Origin of the sequence: Pseudarthrobacter sp. L1SW (assembly GCF_020809045.1) — a bacterium.
Classification (GTDB): Bacteria; Actinomycetota; Actinomycetes; order Actinomycetales; family Micrococcaceae; genus Arthrobacter.
On sequence record NZ_CP078079.1, the window covers coordinates 930,362 to 950,896 of the forward strand.

15 protein-coding genes are annotated in these 20,535 nt (G+C 66.7%); 10 read left to right on the forward strand and 5 right to left on the reverse strand.

Annotated elements, in window-relative coordinates; translation table 11 throughout:
• Window positions 1–151 precede the first annotated feature (151 nt).
• Entirely contained in the window at window positions 152–2,683 is a 2,532-nt protein-coding gene (locus KTR40_RS04390) for an excinuclease ABC subunit UvrA (protein ID WP_228405378.1), read from the reverse strand.
• Window positions 2,684–2,731: 48 nt separating this feature from the next.
• On the opposite strand from KTR40_RS04390, the gene KTR40_RS04395 reads away from it, so the two are divergent.
• From KTR40_RS04395 to KTR40_RS04405, 3 genes are all read left to right on the forward strand, one after another.
• On the forward strand, window positions 2,732–3,796 hold the full coding sequence (locus KTR40_RS04395) for an adenosine deaminase (protein ID WP_228405379.1): 1,065 nt from the start codon (window positions 2,732–2,734) through the stop codon (window positions 3,794–3,796).
• Window positions 3,797–4,050: 254 nt separating this feature from the next.
• Complete coding sequence (locus KTR40_RS04400) at window positions 4,051–4,986, forward strand: glycosidase (RefSeq protein WP_139028223.1); 936 nt, start codon at window positions 4,051–4,053, stop codon at window positions 4,984–4,986.
• 240 nt (window positions 4,987–5,226) lie between these two features.
• The gene (locus tag KTR40_RS04405; protein ID WP_228405380.1) at window positions 5,227–5,493 is read left to right on the forward strand and encodes an acylphosphatase; all 267 of its coding nucleotides are present in this window, start codon (window positions 5,227–5,229) and stop codon (window positions 5,491–5,493) included.
• Between the two features lie 12 nt (window positions 5,494–5,505).
• Here KTR40_RS04405 and KTR40_RS04410 read toward each other — a convergent pair whose 3' ends face one another.
• Window positions 5,506–9,159 carry a TM0106 family RecB-like putative nuclease gene (locus KTR40_RS04410; RefSeq protein ID WP_228405381.1) on the reverse strand — a complete coding sequence of 1,218 codons (3,654 nt, stop codon included), beginning with the start codon at window positions 9,157–9,159 and terminating at the stop codon, window positions 5,506–5,508.
• Window positions 9,160–9,497: 338 nt separating this feature from the next.
• Here KTR40_RS04410 and KTR40_RS04415 point away from each other — a divergent pair, with 338 nt between their 5' ends.
• Complete coding sequence (locus KTR40_RS04415) at window positions 9,498–9,758, forward strand: hypothetical protein (protein WP_228405382.1); 261 nt, start codon at window positions 9,498–9,500, stop codon at window positions 9,756–9,758.
• 161 nt (window positions 9,759–9,919) lie between these two features.
• On the opposite strand, the gene KTR40_RS04420 is transcribed toward KTR40_RS04415, so the two are convergent.
• Together KTR40_RS04420 and KTR40_RS04425 are read right to left on the reverse strand one after the other, a co-directional pair.
• Window positions 9,920–11,119 carry a TerC family protein gene (locus KTR40_RS04420; RefSeq protein ID WP_139028226.1) on the reverse strand — a complete coding sequence of 400 codons (1,200 nt, stop codon included), beginning with the start codon at window positions 11,117–11,119 and terminating at the stop codon, window positions 9,920–9,922.
• 41 nt (window positions 11,120–11,160) lie between these two features.
• On the reverse strand, window positions 11,161–12,843 hold the full coding sequence (locus KTR40_RS04425) for an ATP-dependent DNA helicase RecQ (RefSeq protein ID WP_228405383.1): 1,683 nt from the start codon (window positions 12,841–12,843) through the stop codon (window positions 11,161–11,163).
• Between the two features lie 233 nt (window positions 12,844–13,076).
• Between KTR40_RS04425 and KTR40_RS04430 the strand changes: the two genes are divergently transcribed.
• A complete protein-coding gene (locus tag KTR40_RS04430) occupies window positions 13,077–15,404 on the forward strand; it encodes an FdhF/YdeP family oxidoreductase (protein WP_228405384.1) in 2,328 nt (775 codons plus the stop codon).
• A 12-nt stretch (window positions 15,405–15,416) separates the two neighbouring features.
• On the opposite strand, the gene KTR40_RS04435 is transcribed toward KTR40_RS04430, so the two are convergent.
• Window positions 15,417–15,746, reverse strand: coding sequence for a DUF6457 domain-containing protein (locus tag KTR40_RS04435; protein ID WP_139028229.1), 330 nt, complete (start codon window positions 15,744–15,746; stop codon window positions 15,417–15,419).
• A gap of 324 nt (window positions 15,747–16,070) precedes the next feature.
• On the opposite strand from KTR40_RS04435, the gene fdhA reads away from it, so the two are divergent.
• The 5 genes from fdhA (at window position 16,071) to KTR40_RS04460 (ending at window position 20,505) form a co-directional block, all read left to right on the forward strand.
• Window positions 16,071–17,288: a formaldehyde dehydrogenase, glutathione-independent gene (gene fdhA, locus KTR40_RS04440; RefSeq protein ID WP_228405385.1), complete on the forward strand. Its 1,218-nt coding sequence runs from the start codon at window positions 16,071–16,073 to the stop codon at window positions 17,286–17,288.
• A gap of 106 nt (window positions 17,289–17,394) precedes the next feature.
• Window positions 17,395–17,745 carry a GNAT family N-acetyltransferase gene (locus KTR40_RS04445; protein ID WP_228405386.1) on the forward strand — a complete coding sequence of 117 codons (351 nt, stop codon included), beginning with the start codon at window positions 17,395–17,397 and terminating at the stop codon, window positions 17,743–17,745.
• 170 nt (window positions 17,746–17,915) lie between these two features.
• Window positions 17,916–18,860 carry a serine hydrolase gene (locus KTR40_RS04450; RefSeq protein ID WP_228405387.1) on the forward strand — a complete coding sequence of 315 codons (945 nt, stop codon included), beginning with the start codon at window positions 17,916–17,918 and terminating at the stop codon, window positions 18,858–18,860.
• 45 nt (window positions 18,861–18,905) lie between these two features.
• A complete protein-coding gene (locus tag KTR40_RS04455) occupies window positions 18,906–20,267 on the forward strand; it encodes an MFS transporter (protein WP_228405388.1) in 1,362 nt (453 codons plus the stop codon).
• Window positions 20,268–20,298: 31 nt separating this feature from the next.
• Window positions 20,299–20,505, forward strand: coding sequence for a hypothetical protein (locus KTR40_RS04460; RefSeq protein WP_228405389.1), 207 nt, complete (start codon window positions 20,299–20,301; stop codon window positions 20,503–20,505).
• Window positions 20,506–20,535: the final 30 nt, after the last annotated feature.

The following is a 20,535-nucleotide window of genomic DNA, read 5'->3' on the forward strand; positions in this document are numbered from 1 at the left end:
CGCCCCTGACGAATAGAGGTCAATTTCGGTGGCTGCCTGCTGGGCAGTTGTGGTGGAGGCAGCACCGGGCATTCCTGGCCCGCCGGCAGCGGGCATGCTTTTCACGCTAGGACATCACCGGGGCGTTATCAAATCGAGATTTTTCTGGGTGTTAGCTGGTGGTTGCCTGACCGAGCGCAGCGGCCAGGTAGGGAGCGGTGCGGCTGCGGGTGGAGCGGGCGACGGCGGCAGGCGTCCCGGCCGCCATGATCTGCCCGCCCTTGTCCCCTCCTGACGGCCCGAGGTCGATGACCCAGTCGGCTCCGGCAACCACGGCCATGTCGTGCTCAACCACCACCACCGAATTTCCGGCGTCCACCAGGCCGTGGAGCTGGGCCATCAGGAGTTGCACGTCGGCGGGGTGCAGTCCGGTGGTCGGCTCATCCAGGAGGTAGACGCTGTGGCCGCGCTGTGCCCGTTGCAGCTCAGTAGCCAGTTTGATGCGCTGCGCCTCGCCGCCGGAGAGTTCGGTGGCCGGCTGCCCCAGCCGCAAGTAGCCAAGACCCACGTCCTTCAGGCTTGTGAGGCTCCGCGCCGCAGCGGGGATGCCGGCCAGGAATTCGGAGGCGGCGTCCACCGTCAGCGCCAGGACCTCGGCCACATTCAGGCCCCGGTACAGCACCTCAAGCGTTTCCGGGTTGTACCGGGATCCTGCGCACTCAGGGCACGGGCCGTAGCTGCCGGGAAGGAAGAGGAGTTCGACGGCCACAAATCCCTCTCCCTGGCACGTTTCGCAGCGCCCGCCAGCCACGTTGAAGGAGAACCTTCCGGCACCGAAGCCGCGGTCCCTGGCGTGGTCCGTTGCGGCGAACTCCTTTCGGACGGCGTCGAAAAGCCCGGTGTAGGTGGCCAGGTTGGACCGCGGGGTCCGGCCGATGGGCTTCTGGTCCACGGTGACCAGCCGGTCGATGCCGTGGTTGCCCATGACGCTTCCCAGCTCCAGTGGTTCCGCAGGTTCGTCCTGCTCCACCGGGGTTTTGAGACCGGCGGCCACCACCTCGCCCAGGACTTTGCCCACCAGAGTGGACTTGCCGGAGCCGGAAACACCTGTGACTGCCGTGAGCACGCCCAACGGGAACTCTGCGTCCAGTCCCCGCAGGTTGTGCCGGCGGATGTCCGTCAGTTCCAGCCACTCCTTCGGCTCCCTGGCCCGGCTGGTACCGGCACCGCCCGCGGGGACGTGCCCGCCGTCGTCGAACAGGAAAGGCCTGGTGACTGACGCCTCAATCCCGGCGAGGCCGCCGACGGGTCCGCTGTACAGCACTTCGCCGCCGCCCTCGCCGGCGCGCGGGCCCACGTCCACCAACCAGTCGGCCCTGCGCACCACGTCCATGTTGTGTTCCACCACAAATACGGAGTTGCCGGACGATTTCAGCTGCTCCAGCACCTCCAGCAGCGGCTCTGCGTCGGCGGGATGAAGCCCCGCGGAGGGCTCATCAAGCACGTAGATCACGCCGAACAGGCCGGACCGCAGCTGCGTGGCGATCCTGAGCCGCTGCATCTCGCCCGGCGACAGGGTGGGGGTGGCGCGGCCGAGCGCCAGGTAGCCGAGTCCGAGGTCCAGCAGGACAGTGATCCGCTGGAGCAGGTCCCGGGTGATGGCCACCGCTACCTCGTTGGACTCCCCGGAAAGCTGCCTCCGGGAGGCCGTGCCGGCGTCGTCCAATCCAGCGGTGGGACGGACGGCCTCCGCAAGCTCCACCATGGGAAGCCGGTTGAGTTCGGCGATGGTCCTGCCCCCGAAGGTCACAGCCAGGGCCTCCGGCACCAGCCCCGTCCCCGAACAGCGCGGGCACGGCCCGGACTCCATGTAGGCCAGCACTCGCTCGCGCATTGAGGCACTCTGCGAATCGGCCAGCGTGTGGAGGACATAGCTCCTGGCGCTCCAGAACCGCCCCTTGTACGGTTTGGCCACGCGGTCACGCTGCGGAGTCACCTCCACCACCGGCTGCTCCTCCGTGAACAGGATCCAGTCGCGGTGTTTCCTGGGCAGCTTGCGCCAGGGGACGTCGACGTCGTAGCCCAGGTGGGTGAGGATGTCCCGGAGGTTCTTACCCTGCCAGGCGCCGGGCCAGGCCGCGATGGCGCCGTTGCGGATGCTGAGGGACGGGTCCGGGACCATTGAGGATTCGCTGACGGTGTGCGCAATGCCCAGCCCATGGCATTCCCGGCAGGCGCCGGCAGCCGTATTGGGGGAGAAGGCGTCTGAATCCAGCTGGGTGGAGCCTGCCGGGTATGTTCCGGCTCTTGAGAACAGCATGCGCAACGAGTTGGAGAGCGTGGTGACAGTGCCTACGGTTGACCTGCTGCTGGGCGCGCTGCGGCGCTGTTGAAGCGCGACGGCGGGTGGCAGCCCGCTGATCAGTTCCACCTTCGGATTGTGCCCCTGCTGGATGAGGCGGCGCGCGTACGGGGCCACGGATTCGAAGTACCGCCGCTGCGCCTCGGCATAGATGGTGCCGAACGCCAGTGAGGACTTGCCGGAGCCGGAGACGCCGGTGAACGCCACGATTGCGCCGCGCGGCACATCCACATCCACGTTTCTTAGGTTGTTTTCGCGGGCCCCCCGGACCCGGACGAAACCGTCGGCGGAAGCGGCAGGAGCCGGGTACTGCAGGTCATCAGCGTGCTGGGCGTTCTGCATTGGTCCGACTCTAGTGTCGATTCGGGTCCCGGGCATTATCCTGACCCGATGGATAACTTTGCGGGCGGCACCGCCGTGCCTGAAACAGAACCGGACGCAGCTGGCCTGGAGGTTCCGGCCCGGATCCTTCCGGTGGCCGAGCTGCACCTTCACATCGAGGGGACCCTCCAGCCCGAACTGATCTTTGAGCTGGCCGGGCGGAACGGCATCGCCCTCCCGTATTCAGGCCTGGACGAGCTCCGGGAAAAGTACGAATTCACCGACCTGCAGTCATTCCTGGACCTGTACTACGCGAACATGGCCGTCCTGCAGACCGAACAGGACTTCGCCGACATGACCCGGGCCTACCTAGAGCGCGCGGCCGCTGCCGGGGTCCGGCACGCCGAGATCATGATGGACCCGCAGGCCCACCTCTCCCGCGGGATTTCCCTGCAGACCTGCGTCAACGGGGTCGCGTCCGTACTGGCGACATCGCAGGAGGAGTTTGGGGTTTCCACCCTGCTGATTGCCGCCTTCCTGCGGGATCTTTCCGAGGAGTCCGCCCTTGAGGTGCTGGACGGCCTGCTGGCCATGAACGCACCCATCGCCGCCGTCGGCCTGGACTCCGCCGAGGTGGGCAATCCGCCGTCGAAGTTCGAGCGGCTCTATGACAAGGCGCGCGAGGCAGGCCTGCGGCTGACGGCGCACGCGGGCGAGGAGGGACCGCCGTCGTACATCATCGAGGCCCTGGACATCCTGGGCGTGGAGCGCATCGACCACGGCATCCGCTGCATGGAGGATCCGGATCTGGTGGAGCGCCTGGTGGATGCGCGGATCCCGCTTACCGTCTGCCCGCTGTCCAACGTCCGGTTGCGGGCCGTGGACACCCTCGCGGACCATCCGTTGCCGGCCATGCTCGCGGCGGGGCTGAACGTGTCCGTCAACTCGGACGATCCTGCATATTTTGGCGGCTATGTGGACGACAACTTCGCCCAGTTGGCGGCGGTGTTCGAGCTCTCGGATTTCGACAAGGCGCGGCTTGCAGCGAACTCGATCCATTCGTCCTTCGCCTCCGAGGAACGGAAGGCGGAACTGCTGGAGGAGCTGAACAGCGGGGAAGTGGCGGGTCCTTAACGTGTCCCAGCCAACAGCAGCTGATTAATCCCGCTAATATGGAGGCCGCAGGCGTGTCTGGGAAGTGCAATGTCGCACCCATGTCAGCGCTCAAGGGTTGTGCAGTCAGCCCGTTTCCCGAGACCTCAGCCTCACTTGTTGGGACGTCCGCTTAATAGTCGGTCACGACACGCAGTGTTAACCATTTCAAGTCGCGCGATTTAACCGGCAGTTGGCAAGATGCCTAAGACCGATCGCTTTTATAAAGGGGAATCATGGCCAAGTCCACCGCAGAAAACACCTTCCTTCGCCTCAAGACCGTGCTGGATGTCCTGACCGAAGGCGTGTGGTCAGGCGATGCACTGAACGCGGGGCAGGTCCTCGCGGAGGCTACGGCACGCGTGCCGTTCAACGAGCACGAAGCCGAACTGCTCAGCGGCGGGATTCCCCGCGGGCACAAGACGCTCACCTCAGCTACGGCGAAGCTGGTCAAGGCCGGCTGGCTGGTCAAGGGCCGCTCCGGCTGGACCATCACTGACGAAGGCATGCGCGCCACGGTTGCCTTCCCGGACGCCGTTTCCTTCGCCACCGCGCTCGACGCCGGCACTCCGGTGCCTGCCGACGTCCAGGTGCCCACCGCTCCCGAGGGCTTTGTCCGCAGGACCACGGCGGTCCCCGAGGCGGCAGCGCCTGCAGCCGCGGCCGCCGCAGCTGGCGAAACCAAGAAGCCCGCCAAGAAGACCCCCGCGAAGAAGGCCGCTGCCGCCGTGGGCAAGGCAGCCAAGGTGCTCGAGGACGCCGTCGAGCCCGTTGTGAAGGCAGTGCGCAAGGGCAAGGCCCCTGCCAAGGCCACGGACACCGCTGCTCCCGCGGCAGCCGGGCTGTTCGAGGACGCGGATGTCGAGACCCACCCGCAGCCCGAAGCTGTGGCTGTTGCGGGCGACTTCAACACCATCCTGGGCGCTCCGGAGAACTGGGCTCCGCAGTACGACGAAGCGCAGATGGAGTTCGACTTCCTGGACCAGCTCTGGAAGAAGAGTGCGGAACTGCCGGCCGGTTTCTACACCTTCAAGATCGCCCTCAACCGGTCCTGGGACGAGAACTACGGTGCGTTCGGCGCCTTCGACGGCCCCAACCACGAGCTGCACCACGCCGGCGGTCCGGTCACCATCCGGTACAACCACAGTACCCGCGATATCACCATCAACTAACGGGTCGCCCTCCTGCCCAACTAGGTAGCGCCAAGTGTCGTTCTGAACGCTCAAAACGACACTTACTGCTACCTAGTTGGGCGGGGACGGCGCTGACGGAGGGGAGGCACGTTGGCCAGGCACGCAGGTCCGTCATCCGGGGCGCCCGATCCTTCCCGCGGCGCGGCTTCTCCTGGTGGTGCGGCTTCTCCTGGCGGGGCGGCTTCTTCCGGCGCGACGGGTCCAGCTGACGCGGAGGCGGTGCGGCTGACCGCCCGGGTCTTTGGCGTGGTGCAGGGCGTGGGGTTCCGCTACTGGACCATGGGCAAAGCGGAGGAGCTTGGCCTGACCGGCGAGGTGAAGAACCTCGCTGACGGCTCGGTCGCCTTGGTTGCCGAGGGGCCCCAGTGGAAGATCAACGAGCTCCGGACCTGGCTTAACTCAGAGCGCACCCCGGGGCGGGTGGAGCGTGTGGAGGACTCCATTTCCGCCGCTGAGGGCAACTTCCGCGGCTTCCGGGCGCGCTGACCTGTTCCCGGCTTACTCCCGCGGGCTGAGGCCGATAAAGGCACCCAGCTCTTCCAGTGCTGCGGGCTTGTGCGGCATGTAGCTGGTGAGCTCGGGGGAGCGGATAATCACTGCCCTCCATTGCCCGCGTGATACGGCCACATTGATCCGGTTCCTGTTGAGCAGGAATTCTGCTCCCCGCGGTGCCTCGGCCACGGCTGAGCAGGCCATGGACACGAGAACAACGGGTGCTTCCTGGCCCTGGAACTTATCCACGGTTCCCACCCGGACGTCCGGCAGCCCGGCTTCTTCCAGGGATTTCCGGATGAGGTGGACCTGGGCGTTGTAGGCGGCCACCACCAGCAGGTCTTGCTGGTCCAGCGGCCGTGCCTCGCTCTCAGCCCCCGGCTTCCATTTCAGGCCAAGGTGCCGCCGTGCCTGCCGGACCACCTCCGCCGCCTCTTCCTGGGACGCCGTGGTGTTGCCGTTGTGTTCCACAAAAACAGTTTCGACGCCGGGCGGCAGCTCCTCCAGCTTCCGTTGCGATGCCGCTGGGGCGGACTGCAGCTTTCCTTCGTAGCTGAGTGTGGAGACTGCGCGGCACAGGTCCGGATGCATGCGCCAGGTGTCGGCAAGGAAGTAGCCGAGTGCGGCGGGCAGGGTGGCGTGACCGGCGGCCAGCCATCCCAGCGCCGACTCGTAAACGGGTTCCGGGTGCGCACCCTGGGTCACCTGCGGAAGCTGCTGCGGATCGCCGAGCAGGAGCAGCCGCTTGGCTGCCCGGGAAACAGCCAGGGTGTTAGCCAGCGAGAACTGGCCGGCTTCATCGATTACCAGCAGATCCAGGGAACCGGCGGGGACTTCCTTCCCGGTCATGGTCCACGCCGTGCCGCCCACCAGGCAGCCGCCGGAGGCCGCGAGGAGCCGGGCGACGTCGCCTTCCCCGCACGACTTCCAGGGAACGTCGTGCGGGGATGCCAGCTTCTTGGCCACCACCGCGGGGTTGACGCCGCCGGTGGCGATGGCGCAGCAGAGCAGGTTCTCCACCACGTTGTGCGACTGGCCCACCACGCCGATCTTCCAGCCCTCCTTCACCAGCCGGCCGATGACGTGGGCACCGACATAGGTCTTTCCCGTGCCCGGCGGGCCCTGCACGGCGAGGTAGGAATGGTCGAGGTCCCGGAGTGAGGCGGTGATGGCCACGGCGTAGTCCGCGGCGCCCTCGGCGTCATGGGGTACGTCCACCGGCCCTTCCAGGGTGCGGAAGCGCGGCGCCCGCTTGCGCAGGATGTCCAGCCCGGATTGGGCGGGCATGGACGGCAGGGACGCTCCCACGGCAGTGGCGATCTCGGCGATTGCAGCCTCGATGCTCGCGGTGGCCAGCGGCTGGTCCTCTGTCAGTGCCACAGGCAGGTGCGGGTAGGCGGCAACCTTCCCCGACTCGCGCTCAGCGATGGTGATGATGGTGTGTTCCGGGTTGTCAGGGGCCGGGGCAAGCTCGCTGATCCTGGTCCCGAAGGAGTAGGCCCGTGCGCCGGGGGCGGCATCCGGGGCGGCCATGCCGTCCGGCGGCGGTGCATCGTAGAGCCGGCACCAGGTGGAGTCCGCGCGGAAATCGGATCCCTCGGTCATGGTGCCCCGGAGTCGGAGTACCCGGGTGCGCATACGTTCACGGGGTTTGGCCAGGGCCCAGTCGGAGGTGACCTCGGCGGAGGACACCACGAACACGTTCCGTTGGTCAGCCCAGTTCTCGAGCGGAGCTTCCACCCGGTCGAAGTGCTGCCACCAGAACTGCTTGCGTTCCCGGCGGTGGTATCCGGTGGCGGCCGCCACCATCGCGATGGCGCGTTCGTCGTCGGTCCAGGGGCGGTTGTCCGGGAGGCTGGCCAGGTACTCGCGCAGCCTGGCCTCCGCTGGAGTTTCCTCGGGGGCTGCCCGCTGTTCCGGCGCCGGCTGGCCTCCGGTTTCACTCTGGCGCACCGGGGATGCCGCGGGCGCAGCGGCCTGCCCGCCGGGTGTTTCCTGGGCGTCCGCGGCGGCGGCCTGGGCACCGACCTCCAGCAGCCAGTCCCGGAGCCGCAGCGTGGACAGGCAGTCGTACCGGTTGTAGTCCGAAATGGAGGCCAGGACCTTGTCCGCCTCGTCCAGACGGCCCGAATCCCGGGCCGCGCAGTAGGCGGCGTAGGCCACCACGGAGGCCCCGGCGTCTTTCACGTCCCCCGAGCGCAGGTTGCCGCCCATGTAGAGCGGTTCGAGTTTCTTGATGGAGTAGGAGGGCTCGGAAATGCGCAGCGAATGCCGGACGGTGGCGTAAAGGTCCACCAGCAGGCCTTCCCGGAGCCAGCTGTCCACTGTCTCTTCCCCGGCCTGGTGCGCCAGGGAAAGGTTGCGGAGCGCCGTCTTTTCATAGGCCGCGTAGTGGTACACGTGCATGTCCGGATGGCGTGCCCGGCGTTCTTCCACATACGCGAGGAAATCCAGGAAGGCGCGGCGCTCCCCGGACCGGGAGTGCGCCCAGAACGGACGGAACACAGGTTCCCCGTGATGGTCCGGAGCAGGTGCCTCGACCACGCCGAACAGGTACTCGATGCCCCAGGCTCCGGTTGCAGGATCCTGCCAGAGGGGGTCTCCCTCGAAGTCGAAGAAGATGTCCCCGGGGCTGGGCGGCGGGAGTGCGCCGATGGTGTTCCCGGGCAGGACAGTGAACGAGACGGTGTGTGGCTGGCCGTCCTTGGTGAACGTCCGGGAGCCCGCGGCAGCGTCCAGCCCCAGCTGCATGCGCGCCTGCGAGCGGAGCCGTGCGACGGAATTCCGGGCGTCTCCGGCAGGCATGGAGGCTAGTTCCTCGATGGTGGTGACGCCGGCGGCGTGCAGTTTCTTCCGCTGCACCACGGACATCCCCGCCACCATCAGCAGGTCCCGGTGCAGCTGCACCTGCTCGGCGCAGTAATCACACCGGCCGCAGTGGACAATCCCTGGCTGCTGCCACTGGACCGCGCCGTCTGCTTCCCGGTGCTGCCCTGTCAGCTGGCGGAAGCGCCGCCGTCGTTCCCGGAACACCGGCAACAGGTCCGGAAGGGAATGGCTGCTGCGGAGCCAGTCCTCACCTATGCGCGTGCCCAGCACCAGGGTGACCACCGGCGAGGGCTCGAGGCCCATCCCCAGCAGCTGGTCCCCATACGCCGCCAGCTGCAGCAGGGCGCCCACCTTGGCGTGCCGGGCGAGCTTGGTGTCCCAGACCTCGTAGCGGCCGGGAGTTCCGGTGCCTGCGGCCTCGTTGACCAGGAAATCCGCGTAGCCCAGGAACTCACCGTCAAAGAAGGTGGCCTGGAAGACCACGTCCGCCCCGGACCGCAGGGCGAGCTCCGTTTCGGCATGCTTGGCCTGCAGTTCCCCGCGCACGTTCTGGCCGCGGTCAAGGGAGTACACGCCGGCACCCCTGCTGGCATCCCATTCGCCGTACTTGGCAACCAGGCTGGCCAGGACGGTCTGCTCGTGCCGGTCGCCCAGCCTGCCGGCGCGGACCTGCATCTCGTCTGCAGGGAACACCGCCTTCGGGGAACGGCCCAGCTTTTCGTCGAGGATCCGGAGCGTGCGGTATTCACACTCGCTGGCAGCCACAAGGTCACTGGCGGAAAAGACCAGGTCCGGCCGCGCGCCAGCCTCAGCAGCTTCGAGCAAGAACACGGGGCCTCCCCATCGACAGCCGGCCAGGAGGACGGTTCCTCCAGCCTTGGTTTTCACTGCCTCAAACGTAGCAAGGGGCACCGACAATCAAGCTTCATGGGCTGGCTGGCTGCCTTTCCGGGAGGAGAAAATTCAGCGTGGACGCCGGCAGGGCGTAGCAGTACCCTGTCAGTGCGGGCGGCCGCGACGGCTCAAACCCGCAGCGACGGCACCCGTGCAGTCTGCGGGCGTCGGGTCTGGGTCGGCGGGCTGGGGCAACGAGGCGGCCCTTAGGGCTGCCGCAGGATCGTGCCGACGGCAGCTGACAGAACTCGGTTTGTCCCGGAAGAGGTTCCAGCATGACCGTCCACCTTCGCCGTACCGCCATCACCAGCCTTGCCGGCCTGTCCCTCCTTGCGGTGGGCGCCGCCCCGGCGCAGGCAGCCAATGACGCCGCCAGTTGCGTCGGCATCATCGTGTCCACCCAGGCGTCCGCGGGCGTCCTCGACGTGAACTACTTCAAGGACATCGCACGCGAGGATGGGACGCGCAATTTCGGGCAGTTCGTCCAGTTCGGAGCACGGCTGCACAACGGCACCATGGAAGCCTGCCTTCCGTAGTAGCCCTGACGCCCAGTAGCTCCAAGCCAAGGCGGGCGGACGACGGCGGGACCTCCCGGCGTCGCCCGCCTCCTTTGTTGTGGGCTGCTGATTCAGCAATGTAGGTAGCGCCAAGTGTCGTTCTGAGCCCCCAAAACGACACTTGGCGCTACCCAGTTGGGTCAGCCCTCCGCGGCCGCCCGCACCTGGGCTTTGTCATGCTCGGCGTGCGCGGAGCGCAGCAGGTCCATGAACTCGGTTTCGTTACGGATGAGCCGCTTGTACTTCTCCGGCAGCTTGCGGATCTGGTCCTCCTCACGGCACATCGCGGCGAAAATCTTGTCCCGCTCGTTCATGTCCGTCTCGTAGTTGAGGTCCAGGTACTCAACAGCATGCCGCCGGGCCCCGGAAACGGCGTTCTTGGCCTTGCCCTTGGGGCTGAAGATGGACGCCAGGACCGTGACCACCAGGACGCCCAGGATCACGCTCAGGGACACCCCCGTGCTGACCTCCACCACGTTCACGTGCTCGCCGTCGTTGATGAACGGCAGGGTGTTCTCATGCAGCGCGTGCAGGATGAGCTTCACGCCGATGAACCCCAGGATGACGGCCAGGCCGTAGGAGAGGAAGATCAGTCGGTCCAGCAGGCCGTCGATCAGGAAGAACAGCTGCCGCAGGCCCATCAGGGAGAACGCCGTGGCCGTGAACACGATGAACACGTTCTGGGTCAGGCCGAAGATCGCCGGGATGGAGTCCAGCGCAAACAGGATGTCCGTGCCGCCGATCGCCACCATCACCAGGAGCATCGGGGTGAGGACGCGCTTGCCGTCCTGCATGGTGAAGAGCTTGTCGCCGTCGTAGTGTTCCGACGCCGGCAGGAACTTCTTGGCGAGCCGGACCACCAGGCCCTCGGTGTCGTCGTCGTGGCTGTCCGGCTTGAGGAGGTTGCCGGCGGTTATGAGCAGGATCAGCCCGAAGATGTAGAACACCCACGCGAAGCTGTTGATCAGGGCCGCACCCAGGAAAATGAACGCGGTACGGGCGATCAGCGAAAAGACGATGCCGAACAGCAGCACCTTCTGCTGGTCCGCGCGGGGCACCCGGAAGCTCGCCATGATGATGAGGAAGACGAAGAGGTTGTCCACGGACAGTGCCTTCTCCGTGATGTATCCGGCAAAGTATTCGGTGCCCATGGTGGGCCCGCCGAACAGCAGCACGCCGAGCCCAAACAGCAGTGCGATCCCCACATACAGGGCAGACCACACAGCCGCTTCCTTAAGCGAGGGCGTGTGCGCCTTGCGGACGTGGAAAAAGAAATCGAAGACCAGCAGGCCCACGATCCCAATGACGGTCAGCGTCCAGACATAAGAAGGTACTTCCACGCGGCGGGCCTTTCGTTGGAGTCTCTTCCCAGCCTACCCACCTATGCCGGCTTGAGGAGTTCGTGTTCCACCACAGCGGTCCGCGAGAGGGTCTTGTAGCCCTCCTGTTCAAACAGCACGGTCATCACGTCATCCTCGTGCCGCATCACCAGCCCCGGCCCCCACTCCTTGTGGACCACGGCGGACTGGAGCGGGAACCGTTCCTCCGCCTGGCCGCCGGAAGCCGTGCCGCCGTCGTCGTCGTCCCTTGAGTGGAGCGCCGGCCCCTTCGCGGCAGCGTCCGCGCACGCGTCGCAGTTTCCGCACGGTTCAGGCAGGTCCTCGCCGAAGTAGCCCAGCAGGAACTGCCGCCGGCAGCCGTCCGTCTCGGCGTAGCCGCGCATCATGGTGAGCCTGGACTGGTCCACGCGCTGCCGGGCCTCGGCGAGTTCGACGGCGTCCTCCACCAGCGCGGACGGCTTCGCCTTCGAAACCAGGCGGACACCGCGCCTGCCGGAGGTGACGGCGCCGGTCTCCTCCAGCTGGTTCACCAGCGAGGTGATGCGCCGGGCGGGAAAGCCGGTGAGCTCCGCCAAGGACGATTTCGGCGCCGGCGCTCCCGCGGCCTTCAGTACCTTCAATACGGCCAGGAGCGATTCAGGATCCGGGGAGTGCGTTGCGAAGAACTTCCGCAGGCCCAGATCCTCCGACCGGTAGTGCAGCACGGCCGCAGCCGGCTCACCGTCACGCCCGGCCCGGCCGATCTCCTGGTAGTAGGAATCCAGCGACTCGGGAATGTCCGCGTGGACCACGAAGCGCACATTGGGCTTGTCGATTCCCATGCCGAACGCGGTGGTGGCCACCACGACGTCGAGCTGGTCGTCCAGGAACTGCTCGTGGATGCGCTCGCGGTCCCCGGCGGAGCGGCCGGCGTGGTAAGCCTCTGCGCGCAGCCCAGCCTTGGCCAGCTTGGCGGCGTACTTTTCGGTGTCCTTCCGGGTGGCGGCGTAGAGGAGCCCTTGCCCGTCCCGGGCCATCGCCGCCACCTGTTCCACCACGGCCTGGCGCTTACCCTTGTCCTCATGGTGGCGGACCACGTCCAGGCTGATGTTGGGCCGGTCGAAGCCGTGCACCAGGACCAGCGGGTCCTTCATGCCCAGCCGCTCCACGATCTCGTCCCGGACCGGGGGCGAGGCCGTGGCGGTCAGGGCCGCAACGGGAGGATTGCCCAGCCGTTCGCGGACGTTTCCCAGGCTGAGGTAGTCGGGGCGGAAATCGTGGCCCCAGGAGGAGACGCAGTGGGCCTCGTCCACCACGAACAGGGAAATGCCCATGGTGGCAATGCGGTCCACCGTCTTCTGCTTGGCCAGCTGCTCCGGGGCGAGGAACAGGAACGTGGCCTCGCCGGTTTCTACCGCATGCCAGGCGGACTCCACCTCCGCGTCGCTGCGGGAGGAGTTGACGGCGACGGCGGCACCCGCCCCCAAGTCCGAGGCCAGTCCGTCGAGCTGGTCCTCCTGCAGGGCGATGAGCGGGGAAACCACGACGGCGGGGCGCCCGGTCTTGTTGTGGAGGAACTGTGCCGCGACCTGGTAGATCGCAGATTTTCCATAGCCGGTGGGCATCACCGCCAGGACGTCCCGGCCGCCGGCGAGCGCGGCCATGCCGGCCAGCTGGCCGTCCCGCAGCTGGGGGAGGGAAAAGGAGGACGCCGCGAGGGCGGCGAGGGCAAGGTCGTCGGACATCAAAGGCGCTCCGCAGAGTGGTTCCCGCGGCCGCTTGCTTCAGCCGAGGTGACCAGCCTATCGCGGTCGGGACCCGGCGTCGTCCGTTGCCCGCGGCGGCCGCCCGGTCAGCGAGTGGTCGGGGAGCCGTTTTCCTTGACTTCCCGGTTTCCCTGAACAAGTGTGGAAAGTGCCCGGACCTCCCGAACATCCGGAGGGTTGCCGGTACCGGCTGAACGCGAGGAGAACCAGCAGTGACGCGCAAAAACCCCGAAGTCGAAGAGGCTGACGAGTCCGAGATCGAAGTCAGCGGCCATCCGAAGACATGGGCCGCCGGCGTGCCTGGCGTCTACCATTCCATGCAGCCGGCTCTCAAGCACATGGGCCTGGACCGGTCGCGGAAGACCCTGCTGGCGCTGAACCAGAAGGACGGCTTCGACTGCATGAGCTGCGCCTGGCCTGACCCGGGGCACCGCAAGACGTTCGAATTCTGCGAGAACGGTGCCAAGGCAGTGACCTGGGAGGCCACGCCGGTGGTCATAGGGTCCGAGTTCTGGGCCGAACACCCGGTCAGCGAGCTGCGGGAGCGGTCCGAGTACTGGCTTGGCATGCAGGGGCGCCTGACGGAACCCGTGTACAAGCCCGCCGGCGAGGACCACTACCGGCCCGTGGGCTGGGACGAAGCCTTCGGGATCATCGCGGACAAGCTGAAGTCCCTGCCCAGCCCGGACCAGGCAGCCTTTTACACCAGCGGCCGGACCTCCAACGAGGCCGCCTTCCTGTACCAGCTGTTCATCCGCGGCTACGGCACCAACAACCTGCCGGACTGCTCCAATATGTGCCACGAGTCCTCCGGCTGGGCCATGGGCCAGACCATCGGCGTCGGCAAGGCCACGGTCTCCTACGACGACTTCGCCAAGGCCGACCTGATCATCATCATGGGACAGAACCCGGGCACCAACCACCCCCGCATGCTCACCGCCCTCGAGGAGGCAAAGGAGGCCGGCGCCCGGATCGTGGCGATCAACCCGCTGCCTGAGGCCGGGTTGATGCGCTACAAGAACCCGCAAAAGGTGAAGGGGATCATCGGCCACGGCACGGATCTGGCGGACCAGTTCCTGCAGGTGCGGATCGGCGGCGACATGGCGCTGCTGCAGGCCGTGTCCAAGCGCGTCCTGGATGCCGAGGCCGCCCACCCGGGGACGGTGCTGGACCACCAGTTCCTTGAGGAACACTGCGAGGGGCTTGAGGAGCTCCGGGCGCACCTTGCCGAACTGGACGAGGCCGCAGTCCTAGAGGCCACGGGCCTGCGGACCGAGGAAATCGACGAGCTCGCCGCCCGTTACCTCGCCGCGGAGAAAGTGATCATCACCTGGGCCATGGGCATCACGCAGCACAAGAAGGCCGTGGCCACCATCAAGGAGATCATCAACCTCCTGCTGCTGCGCGGCAACATCGGCAAGCCCGGCGCCGGAGCTTCGCCCATCCGCGGGCACAGCAATGTCCAGGGCGACCGGACCATGGGCATCTGGGAACAGATGCCGCCGGCCTTCCTGGACGCCCTGGGCAAGGAATTCAGCTTCGAACCGCCGCGGACGCATGGCGCGGACGCGGTGGAGACCATCCGGCAGATGCGCGACGGCGGGATCAAGGTTTTTATCGCCATGGGCGGCAACTTCGTGGGCGCCATGTCCGACACCAGGGCTGCCGAGGCTGCTATGGAAGGCACCGAGCTGTCCGTGCAGATCTCCACCAAGCTCAACCACTCCCACGCGGTCACAGGCACTGAAGCGTTGATCCTGCCCACGCTCGGACGGACCGAGATCGACCGGCAGGAGTCCGGCCCGCAGTTCGTGTCCGTGGAGGACACTGTCTGCGCCGTCCACGCCTCCCACGGCACGGTTGAACCCGTGGCTCCCGGCCTGCTCTCGGAGGTGGCCATCGTCTGCCAGCTGGCGGAGCGGGTGCTGGGGGACCGGATCGCAGCGGACTGGGCGGGCTTCCAGAAGGACTACGACCTGATCCGCGAGCATATCTCCCACGTGGTGGTGGGCTGCGAGGACTACAACCGGAAGATCAGGCAGGAGGGCGGCTTTGTCCTGCCGAACGGTCCGCGCGACTCCCGCACGTTCCACACGCCCACTGGCAAGGCAATTCTGACCGTTAACGAGCTCGAGCATGTGGAGCGCCCGGCGGGCACCCTGATCCTGCAGAGCATGCGCTCGCACGACCAGTTCAACACGACCATCTACGGCCACAACGACCGCTACCGCGGCATCAAGAAGGGCCGCGAGGTGGTGTTCGTGAATCCGGCGGACCTGGCCGAACTGGGGATAGAAGACGGGCAGCACGTGGACGTGCGGGGTGTCTACGAGGACAACGCGGAGCGGGTCCTACGCAACTACCGGGTGGTGTCCTACCCCTCGGCCCGCGGATGCGCTGCCGCCTACTATCCGGAAGCCAACGTGCTGGTGCCGCTGGAAAGTGTGGCGGAGGGCAGCCAGACGCCCGTCTCCAAGGCCGTGATCGTCAGGCTTGAGCCCGTGGCCGCATTCCGTGAGGAGCCCACGGCCGCGGGATAAGAAGCGGCGCGGCTATTGCGCGGTGTCCGCCCAGCCCTTGCTGGCGGGCCCGCCGTCGTGCCCGTCCTCGCACAGCTGGAAGGCCGTGTCCGCGGCTTTGGCCACCGCGGCAGCTGCGTTATCGCGGTTGCCGGCGCTGCCGGTCCCGGCTTCCAGCCCTGCCGCGTAACCCACCATGAAGGTGGTCACCGGGGCGGCGGCGTGGATGACAGAGTCGGCCGATTTCCGGGCCAGGTCCAGGAGCAGCTCGTGGTCCACCTTCAGGTCCAGAATCTGCAGTGCCTGGGCGAGCCGGTTGCTCCACTGGTCCAGAATCTGGATTTCGTCCTCGTTGGCCGGCATGTCCACTCCTTGGTTTCGCTCGGTGTTGGGTCGCTGGAACGTTCTCCGTGCCGAGACTACAAGGGTTCGGCGCGGAAGTCACCGGGTGTCCGGAACCCCTAATTCCGGTGAGTGGAGATATTAGGAGCCGAACCTCTGGATATGCGGCCATGCCGTGCTTAGACTGGGCGGACCCCCGTCCATTTGGACCCTTTCCGACCCGATATCCCCTGATGTTGAGGCGCCAGGAATGTCGGCCACCGGACGGTGCCCCTGCCCGGGGGAGCATCAACGACCCAAAATCACGGCCGCCCCACCGGGCAGGCCTGACTTCAGGAGAGATAGATGACAGGGAACAAAGCCGTTGCCTACAAAGAGCCGGGCAAGGTTGAACTGATTGACATTGACTACCCCAGTTTTGAACTCAAGGACGGGCCGGGCGTCAACCCAGCGAATGTGGGCCGTCCGGTCAATCACGGAGTGATCCTCAAGACCGTGGCCACCAACATCTGCGGCTCGGACCAGCACATGGTCCGCGGACGCACCACCGCCCCGCCCAACCTGGTGCTGGGGCATGAGATCACCGGTGAAGTGGTGGAGGTGGGCCGCGATGTGGAGTTTATTAAAGTCGGCGACCTCTGTTCGGTGCCGTTCAACATCGCCTGCGGCCGCTGCCGGAACTGCAAGGAGCGCAAGACCGGCATCTGCCTGAACGTGAACCCGGACCGCCCGGGCAGCGCTTATGGGTACGTGGACATGGGCGGCTGGGTGGGCGGCCAGGCGAACTACGTACTGGTGCCGTATGCCGACTGGAACCTGCTGAAGTTCCCGGACAAGGACCAGGCCATGGAGAAGATCATGGACCTGGCCATGCTCTCGGACATCTTCCCCACCGGGTTCCACGGCGCCGTCAGCGCCGGAGTGGGCGTTGGCTCCACGGTCTACGTGGCCGGAGCCGGTCCTGTTGGCCTCGCCGCGGCGACCAGCGCGCATTTGCTGGGTGCCGCCGTCGTGATTGTTGGAGACCTCAACGAGGACAGGCTGGCACGGGCGCGCAGCTTTGGCTGCGAGACGGTGGACCTCACCAAGGGAGGCCCGGCGGAGCAGATCGAACAGATCCTCGGGGTGCCCGAAGTGGACTGCGGCGTGGATGCAGTGGGCTTCGAGGCGCGGGGGCACGGGCACGGAAAGGACGCAGAGGAAGCGCCCGCCACCGTGCTGAACTCGTTGATGGAGATCACCGCAGCCGGCGGTGCGCTGGGCATTCCGGGACTGTACGTGACCGGTGACCCGGGCGGCATCGACGAGGCCGCCAAGAAGGGCGCGCTGAGCCTGAGCCTGGGCACCGGTTGGGCCAAGTCACTGAGCTTCACCACCGGCCAGTGCCCGGTGATGAAGTACAACCGTCAGCTGATGATGGCCATCCTGAACGACAAGGTGAACATCGCCAAGAACGTGAACGCAAAGGCGATCACGCTTGAAGAAGCGCCGCAGGGCTACGCGGAGTTCGACGCGGGTGCAGCAACCAAGTATGTCCTCAACCCGAACGGCTACCTGAGCTGACCCCGGACTGGCGGACGGTGGGGTCACGGCAAGGGATGGGTGCGGGAACAAGCGTCCTTCGGCTGAGGTTAAGCTGAAGTGCACACCGCACAGAAGGAGATCCCCCTTGAGTGACATCACCGTCCGCCACAACCCCGGCCGCGGGCGCTTCGAAATCCTCGACGCCGGCAACGTGATCGGCAAGGCCGTGTACAAGGACTACGACGGCGGCGCCTCGCCGCAGCGGATTTTCTACCATACGGTGATCAACGAGGAGTACGGCGGCCAAGGGCTGGCGGGCCAGCTCGCCACCGCAGCCCTGGATGAGACGGTCAGCGCCGGCGTGGGAATCGTCCCGGTGTGCCCCTACATCAAGAAATTCCTCACCAAGCATCCCGAATACGCGGATCACACGGTGCGCGTTACTCCCGCACACCTGGAGTTCCTGGACGCCGCGCTGGCTGCCCGCACCCGCTGACAAACACCGCACCTGCGCGGTGCAAGTCCACACAGGACTGTCCGGCCGGGACATGGCGCGCCTGCGTGCTTTCAGGGGGCTCCCAACCTTCAATGGTCTAATCAACATCGCATCGCGTGCACTGGGGCCGCATGATGCAGGCCCGGTTGTTGAAGCAGACAGGAGCCCCTATGCCGGTGGACAAGAAGAAGCCTTCCTCCGGGCCGGGCCCCCGTCGGGACCCCCGTCCGGCCCGTCCGGCCCGTCGCGCGGGACGGCGCAGGCTTGCGGTGCTGTTTTGTGCCGTGGCACTGGTGATAGCTGCCACCTTCGTCCTGGCCGTCCAGCGCTCGGTTCCGCCTGAAGGGACGGCGGCCGAACCGGTCCCCGTCGCCGCGCCCGCGGACCCTGTTGCCACGGCCCCGGATTCCCTGCAGGACCGCATCGATTCCCTGCTCGCGGACAAGGCCGGCTACCGGATCGGGGTGGCGTTGGCGGACGTGTCCGGTGATGCGGCGCTGACGTTTGGAGACCAGGCAGCCTTCAACGCGGCCAGCACTGCGAAGATCCTCACGGCAGCGGCCTATTACAGCCTGGTGGAAAAGGGGGAGGCGCGCCTCGACGAACCCCTGGGCGACTATGACGCGGCGTTCCAGCTTCAAGCGATGGTGAACCAGAGCAACAACGATTCCTGGCTTCTCCTGATGGATGCCGTGGGCTATCCCCAGCTGATCGCCTACGCCTCCTCCATCGGGGTCACTTATGATCCCGAGGAAAACCTCCTGACTCCTGCCGACATGGCCCGTGTCCTCAAACAGCTCTACGCCGGGGACCTGCTGAATGCGGAGAACACCGCGGAACTGCTCAGCTTCATGCAGGACACGAACAACGAGGACCTGATCCCTGCGGGCTCCCAGGCCGGGATCGAGGTGTTCCACAAGTACGGGGAGCTCGACGGGCACCTTCACGACGCCGCCGTCCTGGATTACCGAGGCTCATCCTTTGCCCTGGTGATCTACACCGAGAACGCGGAGGGGATGGAAGCCTCAGGGCAGGCCGACACCATCCGCCAACTTACCGGACTGGTTGAGGAAGCGCTGTTCCCGCCGGTGCAGCCCGGGAACCGGGCCGGATAGTTCATCAACTCGCGCAGCCTGCGCCGCGTGCGCGAGACTGTTTCCGTGAGCAACAAACCCCGGACTGCCCTGGCCGTCGCCGGCCTCAGCCTGGGCACGGCGCTGAACCCCCTGAACTCCTCGATGATCGCCGTTGCCCTGGTGGTGCTCCGCGCGGACTTCGGGCTGGACGTCGCCGCCGTCACCTGGGTGGTCACCTCCTTTTACCTCGCGTCTGCCGCGGGCCAGCCCGTGATGGGCAGGCTGGCAGACAGGTTCGGGCCGCGGCGAATGTTCATGCTTGGCATGGCTTTGGTCGCGGTGACATGTGCGCTGGCTCCGTTTGCCCCGAACTTCGCCCTTCTCTGCCTTGCCCGTGCGGTGATGGCGCTCGGAACGGCCACCGCCTATTCCAGCGCAGTGGTGATGGTGGGGGCCATCGCGCATCGGGCAAATGTGGAGCCGGCGCGTCCGCTGGGCAGGCTCCAGATGGCGAACACCTCCGCCGCTGCGGTAGGCCCGGTGATCGGAGGCCTGCTGGTCAGCCTGGTGGGCTGGGAGGCCCTGTTCCTGGTCAACGTCCCGCTGGCGCTGGCCGCGCTGCTGGTCGTCCGGCAGGCGGCACCCAGGGACGAGGCCCGGGAGCGCGGCAGCCTCGCCCAGCTGCTGCGTGACTCGGACATTCCCGGGATTCTCGGGTTCGTGGCCGCCCTGCTGCTGGTGATGATGGCCGCACTGAACGTCCTTCCCGCCTACCGCTGGTGGATGCTGGCCGCCGGAACGGTGCTCGCCGGTCTTTTCGCCTGGCGCGAGCTGCGCTTCAACCGCCCTTTCCTGGACCTGAGGCTGCTGGGGCGCAACAAGCCCCTGATGCTCATCTACCTGGCTTTTGCGGTGTTCAGCAGCGTCTATTACTTTGTCTTTTTCGGCCTTCCCCAGCTCCTGCAGGAAGCCGGCGGCTACGATCCCGGCGTCGTGGGGCTCCTGATGCTGCCGCTCGCGGGCATGTCCGTCCTGGCTACGCCTTGGGCCGTCAGGGCGATGGGAAAGTTCGGTGTGCGGCGGGTGCTGATTGCCGGCGTCGTCCTCCTTACCGTGGCGGCCGCCCTGATGTGGCTGCTGACCGGCACGCTGGTGATCCCGCTGGTGGTGGTGCTGACCGCACTGATGGGCATCCCCTACGGAACGGTGGGCATCGCCACCAACCAGGGCATGTTCGTTTCCATCCGGCCGCAGGAGCGCGGCGTTGCGGCTGGCATCTACCAGACCTGCCGGTACGTCGGCGCCATCACCGCCACCGTGATGATCGGCGTTTTCGCGGGCGGCGGCGTGGACCAGGGAAGCTGGGCCCGGATGGTCCTCGCGATGCTGGTCCTGTGCGCGGTGACGTTCGGCGTGAGCCTGCTGTGGCGGCAGCGGGCGGACTGAGAGTCCGGACCGCCGGGCTTATCGTGGAGATATGGCTTCTCCAAAGGCACAGCTGTACTTGGACATCACGGCGAAAGGCCTGTGCATCCTGGGTGCCGCGCTGATGATCTTCACCCGCGGCGCATGGTTCTACGTGGGCGTGGCCACCGTGGTCCTGGGCGTGCTGTTCATCGGTGCCTCCCTGGTGGCCACCCGCAACCTGCGCGGCCGCAGATGGGACGGAACGCGCCGTACCTGATTCCGGGGGCGAATAGTTCATCGGTTGCTC

What these genes read in the sequence shown, in the direction of transcription:
- KTR40_RS04395 (WP_228405379.1), top strand. Translation starts at nt 2,732, where the DNA reads ATGGATAACTTTGCGGGCGGCACCGCCGTGCCTGAAACAGAACCGGAC.
- KTR40_RS04400 (WP_139028223.1), top strand. Translation starts at nt 4,051, where the DNA reads ATGGCCAAGTCCACCGCAGAAAACACCTTCCTTCGCCTCAAGACCGTG.
- KTR40_RS04450 (WP_228405387.1), top strand. Translation starts at nt 17,916, where the DNA reads ATGCCGGTGGACAAGAAGAAGCCTTCCTCCGGGCCGGGCCCCCGTCGG.
- KTR40_RS04460 (WP_228405389.1), top strand. Translation starts at nt 20,299, where the DNA reads ATGGCTTCTCCAAAGGCACAGCTGTACTTGGACATCACGGCGAAAGGC.
- KTR40_RS04425 (WP_228405383.1), bottom strand. Translation starts at nt 12,843, where the DNA reads ATGTCCGACGACCTTGCCCTCGCCGCCCTCGCGGCGTCCTCCTTTTCC.
- fdhA (WP_228405385.1), top strand. Translation starts at nt 16,071, where the DNA reads ATGACAGGGAACAAAGCCGTTGCCTACAAAGAGCCGGGCAAGGTTGAA.
- KTR40_RS04390 (WP_228405378.1), bottom strand. Translation starts at nt 2,683, where the DNA reads ATGCAGAACGCCCAGCACGCTGATGACCTGCAGTACCCGGCTCCTGCC.
- KTR40_RS04435 (WP_139028229.1), bottom strand. Translation starts at nt 15,746, where the DNA reads ATGCCGGCCAACGAGGACGAAATCCAGATTCTGGACCAGTGGAGCAAC.
- KTR40_RS04415 (WP_228405382.1), top strand. Translation starts at nt 9,498, where the DNA reads ATGACCGTCCACCTTCGCCGTACCGCCATCACCAGCCTTGCCGGCCTG.